This window comes from Acetobacter fallax (assembly GCF_011516735.1).
In the GTDB taxonomy this organism is placed as follows: domain Bacteria; phylum Pseudomonadota; class Alphaproteobacteria; order Acetobacterales; family Acetobacteraceae; genus Acetobacter; species Acetobacter fallax.
In genome coordinates this window covers 131910-155666 of record NZ_WOSX01000004.1, presented here as the reverse complement: position 1 = coordinate 155666, position 23757 = coordinate 131910, and the positions used below count along the sequence as shown (strand labels likewise).

Annotated in this window: 17 protein-coding genes; 8 read left to right on the top strand and 9 right to left on the bottom strand. The window is 60.2% G+C overall.

Annotated features, from left to right (window positions below; all coding sequences use genetic code 11):
• The first annotated feature begins 102 nt into the window (after nt 1–102).
• The 3 genes from GOB85_RS04190 (at nt 103) to asnB (ending at nt 4047) form a co-directional block, all read left to right on the top strand.
• Complete coding sequence (locus GOB85_RS04190) at nt 103–1014, top strand: glycosyltransferase family 9 protein (protein ID WP_173576388.1); 912 nt, start codon at nt 103–105, stop codon at nt 1012–1014.
• 248 nt (nt 1015–1262) lie between these two features.
• Nucleotides 1263–2270, top strand: coding sequence for a glycosyltransferase (locus GOB85_RS04185; protein WP_242011288.1), 1008 nt, complete (start codon nt 1263–1265; stop codon nt 2268–2270).
• A 1-nt stretch (nt 2271) separates the two neighbouring features.
• Nucleotides 2272–4047, top strand: coding sequence for an asparagine synthase (glutamine-hydrolyzing) (gene asnB, locus GOB85_RS04180; protein ID WP_173576363.1), 1776 nt, complete (start codon nt 2272–2274; stop codon nt 4045–4047).
• Between the two features lie 21 nt (nt 4048–4068).
• Here the strand turns inward: asnB and GOB85_RS04175 are convergent, their stop codons facing one another.
• From GOB85_RS04175 to sodC, 5 genes are all read right to left on the bottom strand, one after another.
• On the bottom strand, nt 4069–5466 hold the full coding sequence (locus tag GOB85_RS04175) for a hypothetical protein (RefSeq protein WP_173576362.1): 1398 nt from the start codon (nt 5464–5466) through the stop codon (nt 4069–4071).
• Nucleotides 5466–6341 carry an ATP-binding cassette domain-containing protein gene (locus GOB85_RS04170; RefSeq protein WP_173576361.1) on the bottom strand — a complete coding sequence of 292 codons (876 nt, stop codon included), beginning with the start codon at nt 6339–6341 and terminating at the stop codon, nt 5466–5468. The genes GOB85_RS04175 and GOB85_RS04170 overlap by 1 nt, the downstream gene beginning before the upstream one ends.
• A gap of 135 nt (nt 6342–6476) precedes the next feature.
• Nucleotides 6477–11726 (bottom strand): Hint domain-containing protein, encoded by a 5250-nt coding sequence (locus GOB85_RS04165; protein ID WP_173576360.1) that lies wholly within the window; start codon nt 11724–11726, stop codon nt 6477–6479.
• A 394-nt stretch (nt 11727–12120) separates the two neighbouring features.
• On the bottom strand, nt 12121–12756 hold the full coding sequence (locus GOB85_RS04160; protein WP_173576359.1) for a YitT family protein: 636 nt from the start codon (nt 12754–12756) through the stop codon (nt 12121–12123).
• A 143-nt stretch (nt 12757–12899) separates the two neighbouring features.
• Nucleotides 12900–13430 carry a superoxide dismutase[Cu-Zn] gene (gene sodC / locus GOB85_RS04155; RefSeq protein ID WP_173576358.1) on the bottom strand — a complete coding sequence of 177 codons (531 nt, stop codon included), beginning with the start codon at nt 13428–13430 and terminating at the stop codon, nt 12900–12902.
• A 222-nt stretch (nt 13431–13652) separates the two neighbouring features.
• Between sodC and GOB85_RS04150 the strand changes: the two genes are divergently transcribed.
• From GOB85_RS04150 to GOB85_RS04130, 5 genes are all read left to right on the top strand, one after another.
• Complete coding sequence (locus GOB85_RS04150; RefSeq protein ID WP_173576357.1) at nt 13653–14315, top strand: CPBP family intramembrane glutamic endopeptidase; 663 nt, start codon at nt 13653–13655, stop codon at nt 14313–14315.
• A 113-nt stretch (nt 14316–14428) separates the two neighbouring features.
• Nucleotides 14429–15748, top strand: coding sequence for a dihydroorotase (locus GOB85_RS04145; RefSeq protein ID WP_173576356.1), 1320 nt, complete (start codon nt 14429–14431; stop codon nt 15746–15748).
• Nucleotides 15749–15843: 95 nt separating this feature from the next.
• Nucleotides 15844–16215: a hypothetical protein gene (locus GOB85_RS04140; RefSeq protein ID WP_173576355.1), complete on the top strand. Its 372-nt coding sequence runs from the start codon at nt 15844–15846 to the stop codon at nt 16213–16215.
• 175 nt (nt 16216–16390) lie between these two features.
• Entirely contained in the window at nt 16391–16984 is a 594-nt protein-coding gene (locus tag GOB85_RS04135; protein WP_173576354.1) for a DNA-3-methyladenine glycosylase I, read from the top strand.
• Nucleotides 16985–17054: 70 nt separating this feature from the next.
• Complete coding sequence (locus tag GOB85_RS04130; RefSeq protein ID WP_173576353.1) at nt 17055–18812, top strand: hypothetical protein; 1758 nt, start codon at nt 17055–17057, stop codon at nt 18810–18812.
• 78 nt (nt 18813–18890) lie between these two features.
• On the opposite strand, the gene GOB85_RS04125 is transcribed toward GOB85_RS04130, so the two are convergent.
• The 4 genes from GOB85_RS04125 to GOB85_RS04110 form a co-directional block, all read right to left on the bottom strand.
• Nucleotides 18891–19841 carry a glycosyltransferase family 2 protein gene (locus GOB85_RS04125; RefSeq protein ID WP_173576352.1) on the bottom strand — a complete coding sequence of 317 codons (951 nt, stop codon included), beginning with the start codon at nt 19839–19841 and terminating at the stop codon, nt 18891–18893.
• Nucleotides 19842–19889: 48 nt separating this feature from the next.
• Entirely contained in the window at nt 19890–21428 is a 1539-nt protein-coding gene (der, locus tag GOB85_RS04120) for a ribosome biogenesis GTPase Der (RefSeq protein ID WP_173576386.1), read from the bottom strand.
• A 34-nt stretch (nt 21429–21462) separates the two neighbouring features.
• Nucleotides 21463–22854: a PQQ-like beta-propeller repeat protein gene (locus tag GOB85_RS04115; protein WP_173576385.1), complete on the bottom strand. Its 1392-nt coding sequence runs from the start codon at nt 22852–22854 to the stop codon at nt 21463–21465.
• A 68-nt stretch (nt 22855–22922) separates the two neighbouring features.
• Complete coding sequence (locus tag GOB85_RS04110) at nt 22923–23612, bottom strand: tetratricopeptide repeat protein (RefSeq protein ID WP_173576351.1); 690 nt, start codon at nt 23610–23612, stop codon at nt 22923–22925.
• Nucleotides 23613–23757: the final 145 nt, after the last annotated feature.

Below are 23757 nucleotides of genomic sequence, written 5' to 3'. Positions count from 1 at the left end.
GAGCCACCCCCGGAACTTCATGCCCCGGGCCCATACCAGGAAAGACCCGCCGCAGAAGCTCACTTGGAGAGCCGCATCAGCCGGGCTATCACAACGTCCCAGATGCGCATCCTCTTCATCACGGCAACCCGTCTCGGCGACGCGGTCATCTCCACCGGGCTGCTGGAGCACCTGCGCCACACATGTCCCGAGGCCCGTTTCACCATCGCCTGCGGTCCAGTCGCCGCCGGCCTGTTCCAGCGAATGCCCGGCCTCGAACGGGTCATCGTCATGACCAAACGCCGTTACGACCTGCACTGGTTCGACCTCTGGCGGCACTGCGTTCTCACGCGCTGGGATCTCGTCATCGACCTGCGCGGTTCAGCCACCAGCCTGTTTCTGTGGACCCGCCGCCGCCGGATCATGCGCGGTGGCCGCCGCCCGGGCTCCCGCCTCGCTCACGTCGCGCAGCTCTTCAGCCTCTCCCCGTCACCCATGCCCACCGTCTGGACCAGCCCGGACGACACAGCCCGAGCCCGCGCCACGCTCGGCACACTTCCCCTGATCGCTCTTGGCCCCACCGCCAACTGGTCTGGTAAAGTCTGGCCAGCCGACCGCTTTGTCGCCCTGTGGAACGCCCTCTCCAAAACCCGGCCAGACATCCGTCTTGCCGTATTCTACGGTCCGGGGCAGACCGAAAAACATATGGCCGCACCACTCCTGGCCATCCCCGGCGCAATCGATGCCGGCGGACGATTCACTCTTGCAGAAACTGCCGCGATGCTCGAACTCTGCTCACTGTTCGTCGGAAACGATTCCGGCCTGATGCACCTCGCCGCCGCCGCCGGCACACCCACGCTGGGCCTGTTCGGTCCGTCAAAAGCCAGCGAATATGCTCCCGGCGGTCGTCGCGCCGAATGGATCGCGGCCCCGGGGCCGGAAGGCGAAGCCCCCATCGCCGGCCTGAAAACCGAAACCGTCATCGAACATGCCCGGATCATGCTGCCCGGCGCAGCAACGGAGACGAGACAGTGAGCGTCGCAAGGAACGAAACAGGCCTGACGAACCCTCACCGGACGTCAGATGCGCAGTCCCGGAATTCTCCCGGTACCTCTGCAAAAACGTCGGAGACAGATAAGCCAGAGACACCTGGACCCGCCGCACCTCATGTCGTGCCTCCCCGCAAACCGATGCCCGAAATCCCGGAAATCCCTGAAATCCTGGATCCGGGCGAACTCCCGATCCCGACACCCCCCATCGGCCCTCTCCGCGTCGCCCATGTCATGGCCGGCGCCCCCGCGGGGGGCGCCGAACTCTTCTTCGAGCGCCTCTGCATCGCTCAGGCCGCAAACGGCCTCGATGTCCTCTCCGTTATCCGGCGTGACCCGGACCGCCTCGCCCGACTGACCGCAGGAGGTCTCACCCCACGTGAACTCCGTTTCGGTGGCCAGGCCGATCTCCTCACCAGACCCCGCCTCAACGCCGCCCTCCGCAAGTTCGAGCCCTCCGTCGTCGTCGCATGGATGAACCGCGCCGCCCGTTTTGCGTCAACCGGTCCCTGGACCCTCGCCGGTCGCCTGGGAGGCTTCTACGATCTGTCCTATTATCGCCGCTGTACCCACCTGATCGGAAACACGCACGGTCTGGTCAGCTGGATGACCCGACAGGGCTGGCCAGCGGAGCAGGTTCATTACGTCCCCAATTTCGCCACTGACATCGGCCAGGTCGCCCCGAAACGCCCCCGGGAAATCCCGGACGGCGTTCCCTTCGTTCTGGCCCTCGGACGCCTGCACACCAATAAAGCTTTCGATGTTCTCATCCGCGCCATCGCCCGCGTCCCGGGCGTGCACCTGATGATCGCAGGGGAGGGACCGGAACGGGAAAATCTCGAAGCCCTGGCCCGCACCGAGCGCGTGAGAGACCGCGTCCACATGCCCGGCTGGACCGATCCGGCCAGCCTCATCCGCGCCTGCGATCTCTTCGTCTGCCCCTCGCGGCATGAACCGCTCGGCAACGTCGTGATCGAAGGCTTCTCCGCCGTGCGCCCCGTTGTGGCCGCCGCATCGCAAGGCCCGCGTGAACTCATTCTCCACGGGCGAAACGGTCTGCTTGCCCCGGTGGATGACGACCGCGCCCTCGCCGCCGTCATGCAGATGGTTCTCGCCGACCACGCCCTGGCCCACCGCCTCGCTGTCGCTGGCCGCGCCACCTACGAACGCAGTTTCGGCCCAAAACCCGTCCTCGCCGCCTGGGCTGAATTCCTCCAGCGCGTCGCACCCCGGGGAGCCTGATATGTGCGGTATCGGTGGCATCGTCTATAAACCCGGCGCCACGCTCCGGGACGACGCCACTCTCGCCCGTTTCGCCTCAGCCCTCGCCCATCGCGGTCCGGACGGCATCAAAATCGAACGCCTCGGTCGCGCCGATCTCATCCACGCCCGCCTTTCCATCATCGATCTCGAAGGCGGCGACCAGCCCATCCACGCCGGCCCCGCCGCCATGATCGCCAACGGCGAGATCTACAACGATCCCGTTATCCGCACAAAAATCGGAAACGATCATTATACCACCGGAAGCGATTGCGAATCCGCCCTGCGCCTCTGGCAGCGCGACACCCGCGATTTCGCTCTCCACCTGCGCGGCATGTATGCCATCGCCATCTATGATGCCGATCATGACACCCTGGTCCTCACCCGCGATCCCTTCGGTATCAAACCTCTCTACATCGCGGAACTCACGGACGGCATCGCCTTCGCATCAGAGGCCGCCCCCCTCATCGCCGCCGGTCTTGTCCCGCCCGGCATCGACACCGTCAAACGCGCCGAACTCCTCCAGCTCCAGTTCACCACCGGAAGCCCCACAATTTTCCCTGGCATCACGCGTCTGCTGCCCGGAGAAAACCTCCATATTCAATCAGGAAGCATCACAAACCGTACCCGTCAGTCCCCGCTTCCCGCAGGCCCCGTCGAACAGATCGACGAAGAAACAGCCCTGACCCGCCTCGACTCAGCCCTCATGGACAGCGTCCGCGTCCACGAACGCGCCGACGTGCCCTTCGGCCTGTTCCTCTCCGGCGGCATCGACAGCAGCACCGTCCTCGCCGCCATGTCCCGTCTCCGCCGCGAAGCAGGGCAGGGGGCGCCGTTGCTCGCCTGGACCGCCACCTTCGACACAAACAACATTGCCAATGAAAGCGAGCACGCCGCCCGTCTCGCAAAAGCAGCCGGCGCCATTCATGAAATCGTCCACGTTACACGAGAGGATTTCTGGCGGCATCTCCCCGCCATCGCTGGCTGCATGGATGATCCCGTCGCCGATTATGCCATCATCCCCACCTGGCTCCTCGCCCGCCGCGCCCGCGAAAGCGCCACCGTCGTCCTCTCAGGCGAAGGCGGCGACGAACTCTTCGCTGGCTACGGGCGCTACCGCCGCGCGCTCCGCCCCTGGTGGCGTGGCGGTCGCAAAATGCGCCACAAAGGCATCTTCGATGGCCTCGACATCCTGCGCCCCGAACCCACTCACTGGCGCACCGGCCTCGCCACCACCGAACGCAGCATCATAAACGCCCCCACGCGCCTCGCCGCCCTTCAGGCCGCCGACATCGCTGAATGGCTCCCCAATGACCTGCTGCTCAAACTCGACCGCTGCCTCATGGATCACGGCCTCGAAGGCCGCACGCCGCTGCTCGATCCCGCCGTCGCCAGCGCCATCTGGCGCCTGCCCGACACTCTTCGCATCCGCGACGGCAAAGGCAAATACCTTCTCCGCCGCTGGCTCGAACGCGAACTCCCGGACTCACATCCCTTCGCCCCCAAACAGGGCTTTACTGTGCCCGTCGGTGAATGGATCGCTCAGGAAAGCGCCCGCCTGGCCCCGCTCATCGCCAGCCAGCCGTCCATTGCCGCCATCGCAGACCCGGACCGTGTCCGAAGTCTTTTTCGGGATGTTCACACCCGGAAAACCGGCCCTGCCGCCTGGACGCTCCTCTTCTACGCTCTCTGGCACCGCATCCATCTCGAAGGCGCGGACCGTAACGGAGACGTATTCGAGACACTGTCCTCCCGTTAAACGGGAGCCTTCATTCGCCCGTCACGAAGGTTCACTCCCAAACGGCCAGTCAGCCCGGCTGATCGGTCGCGGCGCCCGGACGTAACAGATCACCCCGACAAGCACGGACAGGACAGTGACAATCCCGGCTTTCGTCACACCAATCGTAAACGGATTGAAAATCTGAACCCCGAAAATCGTCGCCATCGACGCACCGGCGATCACACCCTTAGCCGGCTCGCGCATCACGAAAAATGGCAGCGCCGGCACAAACGCCAGACCTGTGACGCACGCTGCCAGTTCCACAGCCGCGACAGCAGCATGTCCGGACGATGAGCGGGACAAAATCGCATAAGGCACGACAAGACTCAGCGTCCGGAGAGAAACCGTCAGCGCCGAGCGCGTCAAAGCAGCTTTAAAGACCGCACGAACAAACTGAAGCCGCGCGCCAAACCGTCCGGTCATCAGCAGCATGGGCCAGTGCCTGCGCTCCATCAGCCAGGTGTTCCCGCCGGCAATCATGATCGTCATGCCCTGTGCGGTCTGAAGCCATTTGTCGGCAAAGGCACCATGCCCGAACGGCAGGCACGCCAGCAGCGTCACACACACGGGGATCGCGCTGATGCTGAGCAGAATGTCGTTGCGCAGAGACACGGGAAGACCAGGAGCCAGAAGCATCTGACGCAACTCATAACGCCCCGGTTTGCGGGACGAGAGACGCGGTCGCGAAGGCCCGGACACGGCAGCCCCCGGCACAGTCTTCCGCTCTTCGCTTACCAGCGGCTGATGCCAGATCCGGTTCGGAAGCGATAGCACGGCAGCGATCAGCATGCCCATGAGCAGAATGCTGCCAGGAACTGTCACAACCGGTGGCCGCGTCACCAGCCAGAGCTGAAGATCGGACAGAAAAGACGCAACCGTAAAAGTCAGGATCAGCAGAATCCCCGCGAGTATGGTAACAGCCCGCTTTCTGCGTGATCCCGTACGGGCGGGGCTGTACCAGCCCGGCAAAGAAGGAATGGTGTAGACAAGAATAAAAAACAACGTGTCATGAAAAGGCAGACCGCTGACCGCCATCAGCGCGCCCAGACAAAGCACCGTCAGGCATGCCAGCAGTGCCGCAACCCGTGCCTCGCTTCTGACAAGCCCGGGAATCCCAGGCGCCTGCGCCGCGCTGATCTGATTGCCCGCATAGAACTGCAATCCGGCCGGAATGAAAAATGCCGCATAAAGAAAGCTGAAAAATGGATTCCCCTTCATGAGTTCGGGCAGAGACCGAAGCGGGAACTGCCCGTGAAGCCTGAAAGCCTTCAGCACTGCAAGTGCAACAAACACCCCCGCCGTCAGGATCACCGGGTTCCCGCGCCAGAAGGCACTCGTTCCATACTGGCCGAATGTGCGCCTCAGATCACGCCAGTCTCTCCGGGACAAAACAGGCATCACGCCACACCCTTTTCGACGGATGGTGCGGTAATATCCAGAAATGCATCCTCAAAATCGGGAATGGTCATCACTGTGTCCGCAGGCAACATGACATCGTCCCGATAGCCATGCACCAGAACGCCATTTGGCCGCCGGCTCAGAATCTGAAAATCCGGAGGTAAACTTTCCAGAAGCAACTCCGGCGCCGCATGCGTGAGCCAGCGCGTCCGCGCATGAAAAACATCCGTCCTCACATCAAGAACCAGCCTGCCCTGCCGCAGAAAAAGCAGACGCGAGCACAGACGCTCCAGATCGGACAGGATATGAGACGAAATCAGAATGCTGGCCTTCCGGTTACGGCTGTAGTCGCCCAGAAGATTCATGAAATCACGCCGCGCATGAGGGTCCAGACTGGCAACAGGCTCGTCGAGAACCAGAAAATCCGGCTGATGCTGCATCGCCAGAACAATCGCCAGACGCTGCTTCTGCCCGCCTGAAAGTGCCCGGACAAATTTCGCCGGATCAAGGTCCGCCCACTCCGCCAGTAACGGGTCAACCGGCGCGGTGGTCTCGTAAAACGCAGCGATATACTCAATAAGCTGCCCGACCCGGAATGTCCCGAAACCGGACATCGTCTGGGGAACGAATCCCGTTCGTGACCGCACTCCGCGCGAAAGATCGAGAATGTCCTCGCCGAAAATCCTGATTCTGCCGCTGTCGGCCATCATGAAGCCCATCAGACAGCCGATCAGCGTGGACTTGCCAGCACCGTTCCGCCCCAGGAGAGCGACGGTCTCTCCCGGAGCGATCGAAAACGAAACCTCGTTCAGAGCCGTAAAAGTCCCGAAACGACGTGTCAGGTCAGAAACCTGAACCGGAAAAAGATTATTCACGGCAGAGAGGGGATGCGGTCAGATGGTTCATGTCTCCGAGTGTTGCAGACACATCATCCGCCCGGCAAGACCGACGGGCCGGTTTCATTCCTGAAACCAGCCCGATCCTTTACTCAGAAAGACGAAAAAGCAGGACTAACCGACATCCAGCATCTTCGCGATTTTCCCGCCACAAACCTCTCGCAGAAGTTCCCGCACCACATCGTTCGAATATTGCGCGCGGATATAGCTCTGACCAGCCCGTGACAGACCGTCATACATCGCCCCCCGCCGATGCAGCCGGACGATCTCCTCAGCAAGCGCCTCCGGATCGGCATGAACAAGCCCCGCCAGCGCCTCCGGCAAAGCAAGCCCTTCCGCCGCGACCGGCGTCATCACGCACGGAACCCCGGCCGCCAGGCTGTCCAGCACTTTCCCCTTGATACCAGCCCCGAATCTCAGAGGCGCGACACTCAGGCTGACACGCCCGAACAGCGCGTTCAGATCATCAGTTCTGCCCGCAATTTCGACCCCGGTCTCAGCCAGTGCCGCAACACTGTCCGGCATGTCCGCGCCCGCAAGCACGCAGCGGATGGATGCATCGCGCTTCCATACCAGCGGCATGATGTCCTCAACCAGCCAGCGCGCAGCGTCCACATTCGGCGCATGGGTGTAGTTGCCGAGGAACAGCACGCCGGCCCGCTCACCTGTGACCGCCCGCTGCACAGGAACCGCCCACGGCACAAAATGCGCATTCGCCTGAGGCAGTTCGCGACGCAGGATCTCCATCTCTTCCGCAGAGTGCGTCAGCACCGCATCGGCCTGCAAAGCCGCGCGATATTCAGCTGTTTTGACAATTCCTGCCTGCGCCAGAAGCTCCGGCCGGCTCTGAATCGCAGCCTGGCGGGCAAGCCGAAGGAAATGCAGATCCGCAACGTTATAGAGAACACGGGCCGATGTCTGATAACGGCGGACCAGCGCCAGATAACGTGTCGCCACGTCCTCGCGATGCAGATACACCACGTCAAAGCTGTTCGCCTGCCGGCGCAGAATATCTTCCACCGATACATGCACCGGCAGCCCCAGAACCCGTGCCTCCGGGCAATCCTTCAGCACCGCGGGTCCGTCAGGCTGATCGGCAGCGACAAACGAAACGTCAAAGCCGAGCGCAAGGAAGGCCTCCATATGTGACAGCACTGCCCGTGATCCGGCATCCCGCATCGCATCGGGCCGGCGGGAGTCGATCACCAGCACTCTCTGCCGTGAAGCCGCCGGTTCCGTCACATGACCCAGAAGGCGGCGCGCCCGCATCAGTTCGCGACGTTCCGCACCGCTCTCCGCACGCGCCGAAGACTGCCGAAGTTTCTCGACCTGGCCAAGAAGAAACGACAGAACCTGTGTCTGGCTGTCCTGCCCGGCAGACGCCTCAACCGCCCCCGCAATCGCCCGCTCAATATCGCGGTCAAACGCCGTGGCCGCCTCCAGAACAGCAGGCTCGGCGAGCAACGCATCATCACTCTCGCGCCGAATCTCGATCACATGCCGCGCAAGCGGCGACAGTCCGCCAGGAAGCAGAATATTAAACCCGCACAGCAGACTGCGACCCGTCCGGGCCACATCCGGCCTGCGCGCATTCGCGACAATCGACGCAATGACAACGCCATTATCGACAATCCGAAGCGTCACAGGTTCAGCCGGACTGGCCGGATTCCATGCCCAGCCGGAAACCCGGTCGCGGCCGACATGGTCGAGATACCCTTCCAGCGGCGCGACAGGTGAGGGGGCGGAAACCGCCGTGCTGACCAGTTGCTCCGCCTGATCCAGCATCCAGGGCGTGTTTCCGATGCGGCTGTGATCGCCAATGCGACGAACCTCGATCACATGGCGCTGCAAAGGCGACAGTCCGCCAGGAATGTTGAAACGGAAACCACAGTCTCTGCCAAGATCAGAACGCGATCCATCCGCCGTCACCTCCCCGAGTACCAGCCCGTTATCGAGAATCTGCAACCGGACCGGCGCATCATCTCCCTCGCCAGATGCCCAGCCGGCCACAAAGTCATGCGTGACCGTATCAAGAAAGCCCCGCAGCGCCCCGACTGTTTCGGTCGCCTGAACTATTTGCCCGCTTTTCGCGTGAATCCGACGCCGGATAGCCTCCAGTTTCGCGCCTTCCTCGACACGCGGTGCACAATACTGTGCCAGATGCGAAACGGCATCTGGATAAAGCGCGTCATACTCGCCGGCATTGTGGAACATGCCGCGTGACCCGTCATCGACGAAGCTTTCGGAAGCAGCTCCGTTGGCAAAGATAATGTCATGACTCTCCAGTTCGATATGGAAATACGCCACTTCATCCATCTTACCGGCCTGAACGATCCCCGTGCCGTTCACCAGAACAAGCGCCGGTACCAGCACGCCATCAAGATACATCGCATGCAGTGGCGATACCGACAGATCCTGCACCGGCAGCCCGTCGCCCAGCGATCCCTTGCGGAAAATCACCGGCAGAATATCGTGGTTTCCGTTCGCAAACTGACCGGAATAGCTCCGTCGCCCGATCCAGCGGACGGGACGATACCCGTTCGCACAGGTCGCCACGCGATCCCCGATCACCAGATGCTCAACCGGAACGTCGCCGCGCTCCGTCCGGATCAGCGTGCCACGGCAATAGCATGGCGTGCCCTCGGTCACGATCAGGGTGCCGCCACTGCCGTCAGACTGCAACGTGAAAAAAGCCGCGTCATAATCACCGGAAAGACCAACCGTATAACTATCGGTCCCGTTGCTGATGAGCAGAGTGGACGGATCAGTCAGCGTGGCAGTGGCGTTGCCCGACCAGGCCAGTTCCGGCAGATCAATGGAAACACCACTGGCAAGAGCGACAGCACTCGCCGTGCTCCCCGAATACAGCGCCAGCCGCCCGCCCTGTGCGATGCTGACATCAGAGACGCTCGCGCCGGTGTTCGCACTGGCCGTCTGACCGGAAGCGATGGTAACGCCGGAGAGCGTTTCATCTTTATCCGTCACGTAGTCGGACATGTTGATCAGCGTGACGGAAGGATCGTGATCGGATTCCGGGTTCTGCCACCCGGTGTTGACGTGAACAGTCTCGAATTGCGAGCTGGCGGTCAGACCGGTCGTGCCGAGCGTGTGGTCAAGAGATTCCGCGTTGCCTTCAAAGATATAGGTATAGCGATTTCCGGCATCTTCCAGTGTGTTCAGATCAGTGAGGCCGCTGGTGGTATAAACCTGCTGTGCCGCGCTCCACTCAACGTCGTTGAAATCGCCCAGAACGCCAACTTTTGCATTCGGATCGCTCGCAACCAGGCTTTGCACGTAACTGCTGATGTAATCCGCCTGTGCGATGCGGTTATTGACTGTGCCGGTTGTGCCTCCATGATTGATCGGCGCCTGAACAGATCCGTATTCCTCGGAACTTCCCGCCTGTGAAGACAGATGAACATTGATCAGCGTGACATCCTTGCCATTGAAGCTGAATGTCCCGACCAGCGGTAAGCGGGTGTTCTTGAACGTCGTGCTCAGATCTTCGCCACCAATGGTGGTCACCGGCGAAACAAGTGACACACGATCGGCATTGTAGAGATAGATACTCCGAATATTACCGCCGGAGACGCCCCCCTGCGTGCCATCCGCCGGGTCCACTTCGGCATAGGAATAGGTCGGCCCGCCGGCAGCGGCAATCGCCCTGATGATCGCTTCGATATTCTGTTCAGCGCTTACCGTTCCGTCACTGGTGGTCCCGCTGTCATCCTGAATTTCCTGAAGCGCAAGAATGTCCGGTGCGTTGAGATTGTTCAGAATAATTTTGACAAGAGCGCTCAGGCGATCGGCATTGGCCGGATCAAGCGCGTTGAAGTTCTCAATATTATAGTCGCAGACAAGAAGATTCTGATCATCCTTATGAAATGATGTTGTCTGCTGCGTGATGTTGGTATGAACGACTGTCACCTGTGTGGTGGGGACGAGTTCATAGACGCCGTTATAGTAAGAAAGCACGCCAGTGACTGTTCCGAGTTTGTCGCCCACATCCGCGACCGGCGCATCTCCCGGCGTTACGCCGCTGTCATAATAGATCTCGATCCGCTGTGTGTTCAGACTGTCAGCCGTCTCCTGCAATGCTCCGGTTGCCGTGATAAGACCATTGCCGTCATCCGGCACGACCCACGTCGCGTTGGATGCCGTCGTGTCGACCACAACCGCATTATTGATAGTGATAAGCTGGCCAACAAGATTCTTGTAAAAATCGAGCGCATTCGTATCAGGCTGGAGACTGGCCGTGCTGGTATTCAGATTGATAGCGGACTGAATGTCCGTCAGGTAAGACGCGGCGGGAACCGTGAGGCCGCCTTTCCCGATCAGTATCGGCGCTACTTCGGTGTAAGAAGCTCCCGTCGCCGTATAGGATACAAGATTGAGTTCCGGCAGCGCGAGCGCATTACTCCACGATGTGCCAGAATAATTCGTAACTTTCCCCGTAACCGAAACAGTGGTTCCAACAGTCGGAAGAGTGGCCCCCGTGCCGGCATACACAAAGATGCCGCTGCTTCCGACAGTGCTCTCGTCCTTATCTGCTTCCTGAATCCAGAAGCCAATGCTGCCATTCGTATCCACCGCGGTGACAACACCCGTTGTCATAACCGTGCTGCCGGCGAGCGTGCTGTAATATCCGGTGCCGTTGATCTGCTGGATCGTCACGTCTTTGACAGTTCCGGTATCCCCGGAGCCTGTGTCGCCGCCACTGCCCGTGCTGCCGCCGCTTCCGGAACTGCCACCAGTATCATCTCCCGAGCCTGTATCCGAACCACCACCAGCTGAAGATGTGTCGTTGGCGGCTCCCGGTGTCAGCAGCACCGTTCCGCTGGCAGGCGTGCTGCTGTACCCTGGTAGACCAGACAAAGCAGGATCATCAGCGACCCAGTTGGAACTGCCGGTCGTGGCTGTGGCCGAAATGCGCGAAGCGCCGGCGGCCAGCGCCCCGGAAAGCACCACCGACGCGTTGTAGGTGATGTCGCCTTTATCCCCGTCCGTGACAGCAAGAGTATTTCCGATTTCGGACCACGGTGTGGAAGTAAAGCTTCCGGTATTTCCGACGTCGAGATCATCCCCGACCTTGCCAGTAAAATCTTTGACGAGAAGGACCGTCTGAGTGCCGTTCTGCAGCGTGTTGGTGACGAACGGCGTCGCCCAGTAACCCGAAGGACTTGTCGTCCCGAGCTGAAAAACGTTGTCCACTTTTCCCGCAACGCTGCCGTCACCATCTACGACAATCAGTGACCAGGCACTGTAGTCCGTCGAGGCGTCCCCCTGAATTTCGATGAATTCATCCGGGTCACCAGAGACACTCGGATTGAACATGAACTCGTTGATCTGCGGACTGGACACCATCTGGATTTTATCCTGGGCGCATTCGCGCCGTTGTTGTTACTAGGCCGGAATAAGGATGCAACTATTCGTTTCGTTCAGACTGTCGTCAACAACGTTTTGTTAATTTTTTGACCATTTAAACAAATTGTCATGGAGCTTTCCTCCAAAAATAAGATCAGTCTGTTGTTTTTATTGTATTATTCTGAATTCAATGTCGCCACGCAATCAACGATGCGGAGTCGAAATATAAGTGGCCCGGTCCTGTGGTTCAGTTCCGATTCAGGTTTTTCCAACGCGTTATAAAGACCATCCGTCTCAAAAGAATCATTTTTACAGTAAAATGCAGGATTCTATGGCGCGTTATTTCCAAAACATGACAAACCATGTCCATAAACCAGGGCACCCCCTCCGCCCCTCAATGCCCCAGATATCGCTCCGGCCGATGAAACACGATCATTACTCCGCTCAGAGCCGCTGCGCTGATCGCTGAAATCAGCACCTGTCGCCATGGCAGCGCCACCAGAGCCGTCAGCAAAATCACCGTATCAATCGCAAGCTGCGTCCGTCCGGCATTGATCCCGCGCGTCTTCTGCAACCACAGCGTCACAACACCTGTGCCTCCGACGCCAGCCTGATGCCGGGCGAGCGACAGAATGCCCATCCCGATAATCGTGCCCCCGAAAACCGCAGCAAAAACAGGGTCAATATAGCTGATCCCGATCACATCCGGGATGATCAGCGCCAGAAGCGTGATCGACACACTCGCAATCGTCGTCTTCAGAGCAAAAGAATGCCCCATGGCCCGAAAAGCAAAAATCAGAAACGGAATATTGATCAGCGAGAACAGCGTGCCCGGCGTCACCGGCACAAGATAAGATACCAGCAGCGCAATCCCGGCCACACCACCCGTCACCAGACCCGCCTTATGCAGGCAGGCAAGCCCGACAACAATCATCGAGCAGCCGATAAGAAAAGCGTAGATATCTTCAGGAAGCGTATGGCGATGCGGTATCCGGACGGAAAGGGGAGAGTCTTTCGTTTTGCGGATCATGTCGCCTCTGTGCACGTCGCCGCGCCGTGCGACGCGATAATGCCACAATGAACGACCCGCCGGACTACACGCAACTTATATTCCCTGATCGCTACTGCCAGAGGTCACTACTGTCAGAGCCGGCAGGTCTCCGACATCGCATCCTAATGAAGAACCGCGCACGCAATCCGATCGCCCGCACCGCCAATCGGCTGCGTCCGGTAATCATCCGGACTGGCATGGATCACCAGCGAAGACCCGTCAGAATCAAGCAGGGCAGGGCGCCTGCCCGCCTCAGACAACGAGACCAGCGTCGAATACAACTCGACCGTCCCCGCCCCGTCCGGACCGATAAAGATATTCGGCAGATCGCCGTCGTCATTCGCTTCCGCGTGCATCAGTCCGTGGACAACCGGCTTTGCTGTGTGAACATGGCCACCCGCAGTGGTGAATTTCGGCGCCGTACAGTCTCCCTTTTCATGGAAATGGACCCCATGCCACCCGGGAGGCAGTCCCTTCGTCATAATGCGCACGAGAACACCCTTCGGCGCCCCGGTCACCTGAACCGTCCCTCGTGAGCCTCCATCCGCACCGATCAGTTCACCGGACGCGCTGCCCGCAGCCGCAGCAAAGGCAGGAAGTGTCGCAATTCCATACATAAAACCGGTCATCAGCATGAGGCGCACTGAGATCATGACATTTTTCTTTTCATTGAGAGACCCGGCCGACACCCGGCACACAAAAACCTTACGTCGCCCGCCTTCGGTTCCGCGATCAGAGTTTCGTGATCTCCTTCGCAACCGCGCCACCACATGTGTTCCATGCGAAAATATCCATCCTCCCGGCCAATGACCCGGCTGGACCATACGCTCGTGACAGACCAGGCTTCTGCATGACCAGCAGAGGACCACCGAGGCATGACACCTCCCGAAGCCCGGCCAGCAGCACCGTACACCCTGACAAAGCTGTCCTGGCGCACTGCTGAATTCCTGCTTGTGTTCATCGGTGGTCCGCTCCTGATCCTTGACCTGCGTCGGCCAGGCCTCCTCTTCGCGGCGCTCTGGATCGGAGCCTCCGTCGCCTGGTTCTCGACACGGACCCAGACCCGGTCACCCCACAACACGACGCATGAACTGAAAAACATCTTCATCCGCTTTGCCGTCCTCGCCCCGCTCATCGCCCTCGCAAGCTGGTGGCTATGGCCGGAAACCTTCCTGATCCTGCCCCGACAGAAACCACGCTTCTGGGCCATGATCATGGTCCTCTATCCGCTTCTCTCCGTCTGGCCCCAGGAAATGCTCTACCGCCAGTTTCTCTTCACCCGTTACGCACCCCTCTTCAGAAAAACGGGCGCTCTCATCGCAGCCAGCGCCATCAGCTTTGGCTTCGCCCACATCATCTTTCTCAATCCGATCGCCATTGTCATGACAGTCATCGGCGGCTTCCTCTTCGCCCGTGATTACAGCCGGCACAGATCGCTGCGTTTCGCCTGCCTGGAGCACAGCCTCTATGGCTGCCTCATTTTCACCGTCGGCCTCGGGAGATTTTTCTACACCGGCGCAGCCTGGCACCATCACTGAGAAGAAGCCCGGTCCGCTCTAGGATACCGCAGCCCGATCACGTAAAGAATGGCCGAGCTTACAGACGGGGCCATGCATCACCATGCGCCCGGCAGACAGGAAAGACCCGGCCAATGCGCTATGACCTGATCATCCGGAACGGAACCTGCATTCTCCCCTGGGGCGAAGCAAAAACCGATATCGGTGTGACATCCGGCCGCATCGCCGAACTGGCCGTCCCGGCAACCGCCGAAGCCGGCGAAACCATCGACGCTACCGGCCTGCACGTGCTCCCCGGCCTCATCGAGGCCCACGTCCACCTGCGCGACCCCGGCAACGCTGCCGTGGAAAGCATCCCCACCGGAACCCACGCCGCGGCCCTCGGCGGCATCACCACCGTGTTCGACATGCCGAACACAAATCCGGCCATCACAAATGACGAAATGCTGCGCTGGAAACAGGAATACGCATCAGGTCATTCCTGGACCGATTTCGGCTTCTACGTCGGCGCCACAAGAGAAAATACCCCTCAGCTCGGCAAGTACGAACAGTTCGACGGCGTGTGCGCAGTCAAAGTCTTCGCCGGCTCCTCCACTGGCAACCTGATGATCGAAGACGACGCCGGTCTCGAAGCCGTCATGCGCCACGGTCATCGCCGCATCGCCTATCACTCCGAAGACGAATACCGCCTTCAGGCCCGCCGCAAAGACTTCCACACCGGCATGCCCTACAGCACCCACGCCGTCTGGCGTGACGTCGAATGCGCCTTCCTCGGCACCCGCCGTATCATGGCGCTGGCCCGCAAAACCAGACGTCCCGCCCACATCCTCCACACCTCAACCGCGGAAGAACTGAAATACCTCCAGGGCTTCCGCGACATCGCCACCGTAGAAGTCCTCGTCAACCATCTCACCCAGTTCGGCCCGGACTGTTACGATGAACTCGGCGGCCTCGCGGTCATGAACCCGCCGATCCGCGACCGCAGCCACTTCGAGGCAAGCTGGGAAGCCGTCCGCAACGGCACCGTCGACGTCGTCTCCTCCGACCACGCCCCGCACCCGCTCGAAGCCAAAGCAAAACCCTGGCCCGAATGTCCCGCGGGCCTCACCGGCGTGCAGACCATTGTTCCCCTCATGCTCGATCATGTGAACGCCGGGCGCCTCAGCCTCGGACGCCTCGCAGACCTCATGGCTGCCGGCCCCGCCCGCGTCTACGGTCTCCAGGCCAAAGGCCGTATCGCCGCCGGCTACGATGCCGATTTCACGCTTGTCGATATGAAAGCCCGCCGCACCATCACTAACGACCAGATCGTCACCCCCGCAGGCTGGAGTCCCTTCGACGGCAAGCAGATCACCGGCTGGCCCGTCGCCACCATCGTGCGCGGTCAGGCCATCATGCGCGAGGACACCATGATTGGCGAACCTCGCGGCCAGCTTGCCTGCTTTTTGCCCTAAAGCTGGTGTTAACGCGCGAACACTCCGTCGTGGATCAAAAAATCCCCGGATATCGCCTGCACCATCGTCCCGGCCTCAGGCCGGAAGGAAACCGCATGAAGACCCGCCTCTCTCTCTGCATCACCGCAATGATGACCCTCGCGGGAGCCTCCGTTGCCCGCGCAGAAAGCCCCTGGACTGCCTCCGGTTGCGGAACCGAGCCTTCCGCACCGAGCCTCGATGTCTCCAGCGTCGATAAATATAACAGCAGTGTCGACCGTGCCGCCGCCTACGAAAAAGCCGCCCGCGTCTACAATGCCTGCGTCGCCAAAGAGGCGAACCGCCAGGAAACCATCGCCAGCAACGAAGCGCGCGACAAAATCGGCCACATCCATGACGGCAGCACCGATGTCCAGAAACGTATCGCCGCCAATTTCACAAAGATGACCGCAACCCTGAAAACCGCCGGCGCGAAATTCAGTAAATAAGACGAAAGATTCCGGTAAAAATCCGGAACTTTTCACATGTAACAGGACTTCGCTCCGGTCACTTTCAGGAAGAAAGTGGCCCGCTTCTCATCTTAACAAAGGCAGATGAGAAGCATCATAAACCGCATGCGGAAATCTTCCCCGACCTCACCTCATCCGGACCCGAACCACACGAATGCCGATCACGCCCGATGCCCGACGATGCCGCTGGGCCGAAACCAGCCCGCTCCTCCGAACCTATCATGACGAAGAATGGGGCGTCGCCGTCCACGACAGTCGCGAACTCTGGGAAATGCTCTGCCTCGAAGGCTTCCAGGCCGGCCTCTCCTGGCTCACCGTCCTGAAACGCCGCGATGCGTTCCGAAAAGCCTTCAAAGGCTTCAATCCCGAAATCGTCGCCTGCTTCACGGAAGCCGACATCACCCGCCTCATGGCCGATCCGGGCATCATCCGCGCCCGCGCCAAAATCGAAGCGACTATCGGAAACGCGCACGCCTTTCTCTCCATGCGTGAAAACGGAGAAGACTTCGCCTCCTTCACCTGGGCTTTCGCCAGAAACCATTCCCCCGATGGCCTGCCCATCCGCAACACCACAGGCACCGTCCTCGCGCAGTCCCCGCTTTCATCCGCTCTTTCAAAAGCCCTCAAAGCCCGCGGCTTCAAATTCACCGGCCCCGTTATCGTCTACGCCTGGATGCAGGCCGCCGGCATGATCGACGACCACGATCCGCACTGTTTCCGCCATCAGGCCGGCAACACGTCACGTTAACGCAATTGCGTGAATTTCTCTTTTCTCATACTCGTGCGGCCAGCGGATAACTCGTACAAAGCAAGCACTGATGATATTTCGGCCCGGAAAAACAGTTGATCACAAGAACGGACTATTCTTTTCGGGTATCATAATTCTTCTTCTGCTCACCACAGTCGTCCAGATTTGTCTTATCGGAATGCCCGTAACCGGCGATGAGCCGGAATATATCTACCGCGCCCTGAGTTTCTGGCGAACGGGCGGCTTTCAGATGCCGACCAGCGAATTCGCAAAGGAAATGCCGCAATTTCAGGCTCTGGTCGCCAGCGGCTTCACACCGATCAGCGGCCACCCCGTCACAATGTCCATCATCGCCTCGCCTTTTACCGGCCTGTTCGGAGTGGCGGGAGCCAGAGGCATATCGGTCCTGTGCGCGCTGACCTCCGTGGTAAGTCTGGCATGGATGCTGCGCCCCGTAGCCGGACCAGTCATCGCTCTGCTCGCCACAGCATTCGTGATGCTGACTTTCCCCGTGCTTCCTTACACGCATCTTTTCTATACCGAACTGATGATGATGGCCCTGCTCGCAGCATCATGGACATGCGGCCGGCAGAACAGCACGCTTCCCGCTCTGGCGGGAATCCTGTGCGCGTTATTGCTGCCTTTCGTCCATATCCGCGCGGCCCTGCTATCCGCCACTCTCGTGCTTTTTGCTCTCATTCATCTGTGGCAACGACGTGACCGAAACGGGCTCGTCGCCGGTGCCGGACTGTGCGCCATCGCCGGCGGATTATTCCTCTGGCACCAGTTCGCATTCTACGGCCATCTGGTTGCCGGTGCCTCAGCCTCTTTCCAGCCATCCCTGAACGGCGTGTTTGATCGTCTTACAGTCCAGCTTACCGAATTTCGCCATGGCCTTCTCACCGTCAACCCGGCCTGTCTGCTGGCTTTCGCGGGCCTGATTATCGGCGCCTGGAAGAGATCGTCACTCGCGCTCCAGGCAATTCTGCTGCTGGCCGTCTATCTGCCCCCCATGATCTGGGGCACCGCATCGGAATCCTGGCCTGCGCGCTTCTGGGTTCCGGTAATGCCGACCATGGCTGTCGGAATGGCATTCTGGCTCAGATCCGTAAGCGGACTGCCAGCACGTCTCGCCGGTGGCGCACTGGTGCTTTTCGCCGTACTCAATTCAAGAATACTCCTTCATCATAACTCGAAATTTCTTGAAAACCGCCTCGGACTGCTGACCGGAGACGAAGATTTCCCATTCCATGACAGGTTCGATGTGGCCGGCCTGTTACCGTGGGACAGTTTTGATTTCGCAGCTTTCGGAATAGATCCGGCATCTGCTCTGGATGAAACACTGCTGATCCGGGCCGCGCTGTTCTGGCTCGCGCTTCTGGTCGCCTTCGTCCTCAACGGCCTGCTGCGGGCCGGGCGCTTCCCGAAACTGACCACATGGCTCCCGGCACTGGCGCTCCTCCCGCTGCTTCTCGCGGCGACAATGCGCCCCGTCACGGCGTCAGCCTTCGTCGTGACCCGTCAGGACAGCGTCGTCACTCTGAGCTTTAACTGCCCCGCCCAGGTGCGGCTCATCCGTATCTCCGCCCCGCCCCGCCCGCAAATGATCCCGCCGGGTTTCCCTGCCGCGCTGGATATCACCACCATCCGGGCAGCAGACGGAAACCAGGAAACCTGGCGCGCCCCCTTCGCGCCTGTTGCGGGCATTCCGGCCGGGGAATATCGAACGATCAGGCTGACTGCATCGGGTAGCGGTGCAAACGGTCGCTGGAAAAACGCAGCCTTCACGCCCCTGGCAACCGGCCTGCGTCGTCTACGCTGTCACTGACACTATCCGGCCCCTCTGCTCCGGCGTCCGCATCCTGTCGATTTTCTAGGCAGGCTTTCAGGTCTTCGTCAGGCCGTTTCAGTTATGCTCTCTTCTGACAATATAAAGCGGCCTCTGTTTCGTCTCCATGTAAATACGACCAACATATTCCCCAAGCATCCCGATGCTGATGATCTGAATACTTCCGAAAAAAGTAATCGCCACAAACAAAGATGCATAACCGGGTACATGATTGCCCATGACTGCCGTACGAAGCATAATATAGACGCCATATGCCAGCGCCAGAACGGCTCCCACCGTTCCCAGATACGTCCAGAGCCTGATGGGCAAAGTCGAAAAGCTCGTCAGTCCTTCAAGCGCCAGATTCCACAGCGACAGTCCGGAAAACTTTGTCTCGCCAACCGCTCGGGCCGGCCGCGTATAATCCAGCGTCACCGTCCTGAAGCCCACCCAGGCAAACAACCCCTTCATGAACCGCTGCCGCTCGGGAAGCTGCTTCAGAGCCTCCACCACACAGCGATCCATCAGACGAAAATCGCCAACGTTCTCAGGAAGCTGAACCTGCGCCAGCCTGTTATGAAGCGAATAAAACCAGCCAGACGTTTTGCGCTTCACGTAGCTGTCTGAAGACCGGTCAATCCGATGCCCAAGCACAACATCCGCGCCATTACGCCATGCCAGAATCATCTCGGGAATAAGCTCCGGAGGGTCCTGCAGATCAGCGTCAATCAGGATCGCGGCATCCCCGCGTGCGGCATCAAGCCCCGCACTCATCGCCGCTTCTTTTCCGAAATTCCGCGACAGTTCCAGAACCCGGAACCGATGATCCGTATCCGCCAGGGCAACCAGACGCTTCAGAGTGTCGTCACGACTGCCATCATCAACGCACACAATCTCCCAGCATATGTCCGGAATCGCTTCCAGAACCGGAAGGATAACCCCGGCAAAATGCGTGACTCCGGCACCCTCGTTATAAAACGGAACAACAAGAGAAATCGTCCGGGTCACAGCTTCGCTTACACCCGTCATGCGTGTTCCGGCCCACGGACTAAAATCACGCGGAAACCGGACTCCGCCTCAGTGGCCATTATCGTCAGCGTAAGGATTCTTCGTCCCGCGAAACTGCAACCGAACGGGAACGCCGGTCAGTCCAAAGCTCTCCCGCAGCCCGTTGACCAGATAACGCCGGTAATCCTCAGGCAGAAGCTCCGCACGCGTGCCAAAAATCACAAAGGTCGGAGGCCTGCTCTTCACCTGCGTGATATAGCGCAGCTTCAGTCGCCGTCCGCTGACCAGCGGGGGAGGGTGTCTCTCCAGCGCGGAATCAAACCAGCGATTCAGCTCCCCGGTCGGCACGCGACTGTTCCAGATCTCCGCCGTCCGCCGCACTGCCGGCAACAGCTTCTGCACACCGGCGCCCGTCTTCGCCGAAAAGGCAACAACCTCCAGCCCGCGCATCTGTGTCAGAGAAATTTCGAGCCGGTCATAAATCGCCTTGCGCGTCGCAACCCGATCCTCAACCGCATCCCACTTGTTGAGCACCAGAACGCAGCCACGCCCCTCACGCTCCACAAGACGCGCAATCTGCAGATCCTGTTCATGCAGCCCGAGCACCGCATCCACGACCAGAACCACAACCTCGGCCATCTTCAGCGCCTCAATCGTCGCCGACGTTGACATCTTCTCAAGCTTCTCGTCGATCCGCGCCTTGCGCCTCAACCCGGCCGTATCAACAACCTGAACCTCGCCGTGCTCATCGCTGACCATCACGGCCACCGAATCCCGCGTCAGCCCTGGCTCCGGCCCGGTAATCATCCGTTCCTCACCCAACACCCGATTCAGTAACGTCGATTTTCCGGCATTCGGCCGACCAACAAACGCAATCCGCAGCCGCCCCGGCGCCGCCGTTTCGTCTTCAATGAAAACGGCCTCGTCCGCGAACTCCTCAGGAACCGCGTCTTCCTCCGGTTCATCCGGACCTGTCAGCGCCGCAAAGCTGAGAGAAGGCTCTTCCTCAACCGGCTTCGCAGTCTTTCTCGATCGTCTGCGCGGCGAGTGCGTATCTTCAGCAAGCATCTCCGCCTCTGTCGGCGGCGGTAAAGCATCCGCAACCTCGCTCATGAGATCGGCGATGCCCTCACCATGCTCCGCAGATACCGCGATCGGTGTTCCCAGCCCAAGCGAGAACGCCTCCATCGCGGAAGCCGCCCCCGCTTTGCCCTCGGCCTTGTTCGCCACCAGCAGCACTTTGCGGTTCTGCTTCCTCAGCCAGTTCGCAAAATGCTCATCGGCCGGCGTAATCCCCGTCCGCGCATCAATGCAGAACAGCACCACATCCGCCTCGACAACTGCCATTTCAGACGAGGCCCGCATCCGCCCGAACAACGTGTCCGGTGCCGCTTCCTCCAGTCCGGCCGTGTCAATCAGTCGCACCAGGCGACCACGCAACACCGCTTCGCCCTCCTTGCGATCCCGCGTGACACCCGGAGTGTCCGCCACAAGCGCCTGTCTGCGGCCAACCAGACGGTTGAACAGGGTCGACTTGCCAACATTCGGGCGCCCGGCGATGACAACCGTCAGCAGCCCCTTACCGGGAAGAGCCGGTTCGGGGCGCATCGGCTGCCTTGATGAGCGCCCGCCGCGTTTCTGATCAGCCATAAGAAGTAAGAACGCCCCGGTTATCGATAACCAGCATCTGGCCATCTGAGAAAATAGGCTCAACCGTCGTCGCCGCAGGCATCTTGTCCAGCGACAGAATTTTGCCGGTGAGAGGGTCGAGAGTCACAATGCCGTTCTCCGGCAGTGTGCTGATACAAACCAGCTTGCCACCTGCCAGAGCCGGTCCCGTCCAGGTCACGCCATCCTTGCGTACATCAACCCGGACATACTCACGAAGCTGCGTAATCCAGCGCACCTGACCGGTAATCCGGTCAATACAGGTCACCTGCTCATCCATGGTGATGATAAACAGCCAGTCTCCGACAGACAAAATCGGATTCTGGCCCGCAATGGCCCGCTCCCAGATCCTGCGGCCAGATCGCATATCAATCGCCACCATCATCGGCGCGACACTTATCGCATAGGCCGTCCCGCCAGCAACGGCCGGCATGCTGCGCACGCAGGAGAAATCCAGCGCCGAAGTCTGGCCGTTCGCGCTGCCCAGCGTGTCACTCCACACAACCTCGCCACTCTCCTCACGGAGCGCCACAAGATCACCAGACCCAAATCCCGCCAGCACAATCCCGTCCACCACAGTCGGTGCCGGCTGACCGAACATCACCGTATCCGCGGGAGAGGCGTTGTAATTCCAGAGCTGATGTCCGGATGTCGCATCAAGCGCGAACAGCCGCTCGTCAATCGTGCCGAAAAACAGCCGCCCGTTCGTGATCGTCGGCGCCGAACGCCCCGGCGTGCCAACATTCATGCGCCATTTAACTTCGCCAGTCGCGGCTTCGACCGCAACCGTCTCCGAAATGCCATCAACAATATAGAGTGTGTCGCCGTCAGCTCCCAGGCCACCACCAATATTGCTCGACTGCAACCGGTGTGATTTCGGATTAAAATGCCAGAGCTGACGCATGCCCGGCCAGGTGTAACCATGCACGTTCCCCACCGCATCCATGGTGAAGATACGGCCTTTATGAATGACCGGTGTCGCCTGAATAACCCCGCGTCCGCTAGACCCGAGCGCCGCATAAGACAGGAAATCCGGTTCGGAAACACTGTGCCCGATCGATTCCGACCAGCGCTCCTTCAGGCCACCCCAGGCATAGTTGGCGGATACATGGCTCGGCACACGCCCGCTGATCGGCCAGTCAACAGACTGAGTCGGCGCCGGAACAGTGATCGGCGTCAGGGGCTCATTGCTCTTCTGCACCACCAGCCCGTTGCGGCCGTTGAGCACCGGGACGCGATGCCCGGCCAGAATTGGCTTCTCGTCATCATCAAAGACGCTGCAGGCCGCAAGACCTGGAACAGCCGCGGCACCCGCCAGCAGCGTGCGGAGAAAGCTGCGGCGACTGTTACGCGGAGATCGGGACATCGGATCGCTTTCGATCGGCTGGGACACGGCGGAATGGTCTCTGACTGAAGTGAAAATGACGAATGTGCTCAGCCGGCCTGACCGAGCGTCTGCAACAGCGCGTTGGCACGCATTCTGACACCTTCCGGCGCGGCATAATCCTGCGCCAGTGTGGTCAGACGATCGCGAGCCTCTTTATTCTGCCCGGCGCGAATGTCGAGCGTCGCAAGAAGCTCGGTGGCGAGCGCGGCATAAGGCTTTCCGACGCCGGTAAGCAGCGACAGACGCGAACGGATCGTCGCCACATCCCCGGAATCGATCTGCCACTGGCACCACAGCAACGTCGCCAGGTCACGCAGATTACGGTCAGTATGCGTGTCGCGTTCAATGGAATCCCATGCCGTCAGTGCGCGCTGCACATTGCCATGCGTCGCATCTCCGGCCGCAACCCTCATCTTCGCAAGAGTCGCCAGCCCTGATGATCCCGTTCCGCTAAGCTGCGTCAGCGACGCGAATGCCTTTTTCTGCACATCCGTCAGCGGCGCGCTCGCTCCGCTGGCCGATTCATCCGACCCTGCATCATGAAGCGCTTTGAAATAGGTGAGGGAAGCCTGCTCCATCTGCGCCTGTTCCGTGGAACGATGGTACTCCCAGGCACCAACCCCGGCTCCCGTCAGAACGATGATGGCCAGCCCCAGGCCGCCGAATCGCCTGGCCATGCGTCGCATACGCTCAGCCCGCAGCTCATCGTCCACTTCTCTGAAAATTTCGTCGACCACCGGAGCACAATCTCTTCATCTGCGGGCCTGATGCCCGTAACGCCACCGAATGCACGCTTCTTTCCCCGCAGGGCACGGGCAGAGCAGCACACATTGCATATTCCGGGCAGACAATAGCCGCGCATCAGAAATGCAGCAAACGGCG

Coding starts and splice junctions, on each gene's coding strand:
- GOB85_RS04190 (WP_173576388.1), top strand. CDS start 103: ATGCGCATCCTCTTCATCACGGCAACCCGTCTCGGCGACGCGGTCATC.
- GOB85_RS04185 (WP_242011288.1), top strand. CDS start 1,263: ATGGCCGGCGCCCCCGCGGGGGGCGCCGAACTCTTCTTCGAGCGCCTC.
- asnB (WP_173576363.1), top strand. CDS start 2,272: ATGTGCGGTATCGGTGGCATCGTCTATAAACCCGGCGCCACGCTCCGG.
- GOB85_RS04175 (WP_173576362.1), bottom strand. CDS start 5,466: ATGCCTGTTTTGTCCCGGAGAGACTGGCGTGATCTGAGGCGCACATTC.
- GOB85_RS04165 (WP_173576360.1), bottom strand. CDS start 11,726: ATGGTGTCCAGTCCGCAGATCAACGAGTTCATGTTCAATCCGAGTGTC.
- GOB85_RS04160 (WP_173576359.1), bottom strand. CDS start 12,756: ATGATCCGCAAAACGAAAGACTCTCCCCTTTCCGTCCGGATACCGCAT.
- sodC (WP_173576358.1), bottom strand. CDS start 13,430: ATGATCTCAGTGCGCCTCATGCTGATGACCGGTTTTATGTATGGAATT.
- GOB85_RS04150 (WP_173576357.1), top strand. CDS start 13,653: ATGACACCTCCCGAAGCCCGGCCAGCAGCACCGTACACCCTGACAAAG.
- GOB85_RS04145 (WP_173576356.1), top strand. CDS start 14,429: ATGCGCTATGACCTGATCATCCGGAACGGAACCTGCATTCTCCCCTGG.
- GOB85_RS04140 (WP_173576355.1), top strand. CDS start 15,844: ATGAAGACCCGCCTCTCTCTCTGCATCACCGCAATGATGACCCTCGCG.
- GOB85_RS04135 (WP_173576354.1), top strand. CDS start 16,391: ATGCCGATCACGCCCGATGCCCGACGATGCCGCTGGGCCGAAACCAGC.
- GOB85_RS04130 (WP_173576353.1), top strand. CDS start 17,055: ATGATATTTCGGCCCGGAAAAACAGTTGATCACAAGAACGGACTATTC.
- GOB85_RS04125 (WP_173576352.1), bottom strand. CDS start 19,841: ATGACGGGTGTAAGCGAAGCTGTGACCCGGACGATTTCTCTTGTTGTT.
- der (WP_173576386.1), bottom strand. CDS start 21,428: ATGCGCCCCGAACCGGCTCTTCCCGGTAAGGGGCTGCTGACGGTTGTC.
- GOB85_RS04115 (WP_173576385.1), bottom strand. CDS start 22,854: ATGTCCCGATCTCCGCGTAACAGTCGCCGCAGCTTTCTCCGCACGCTG.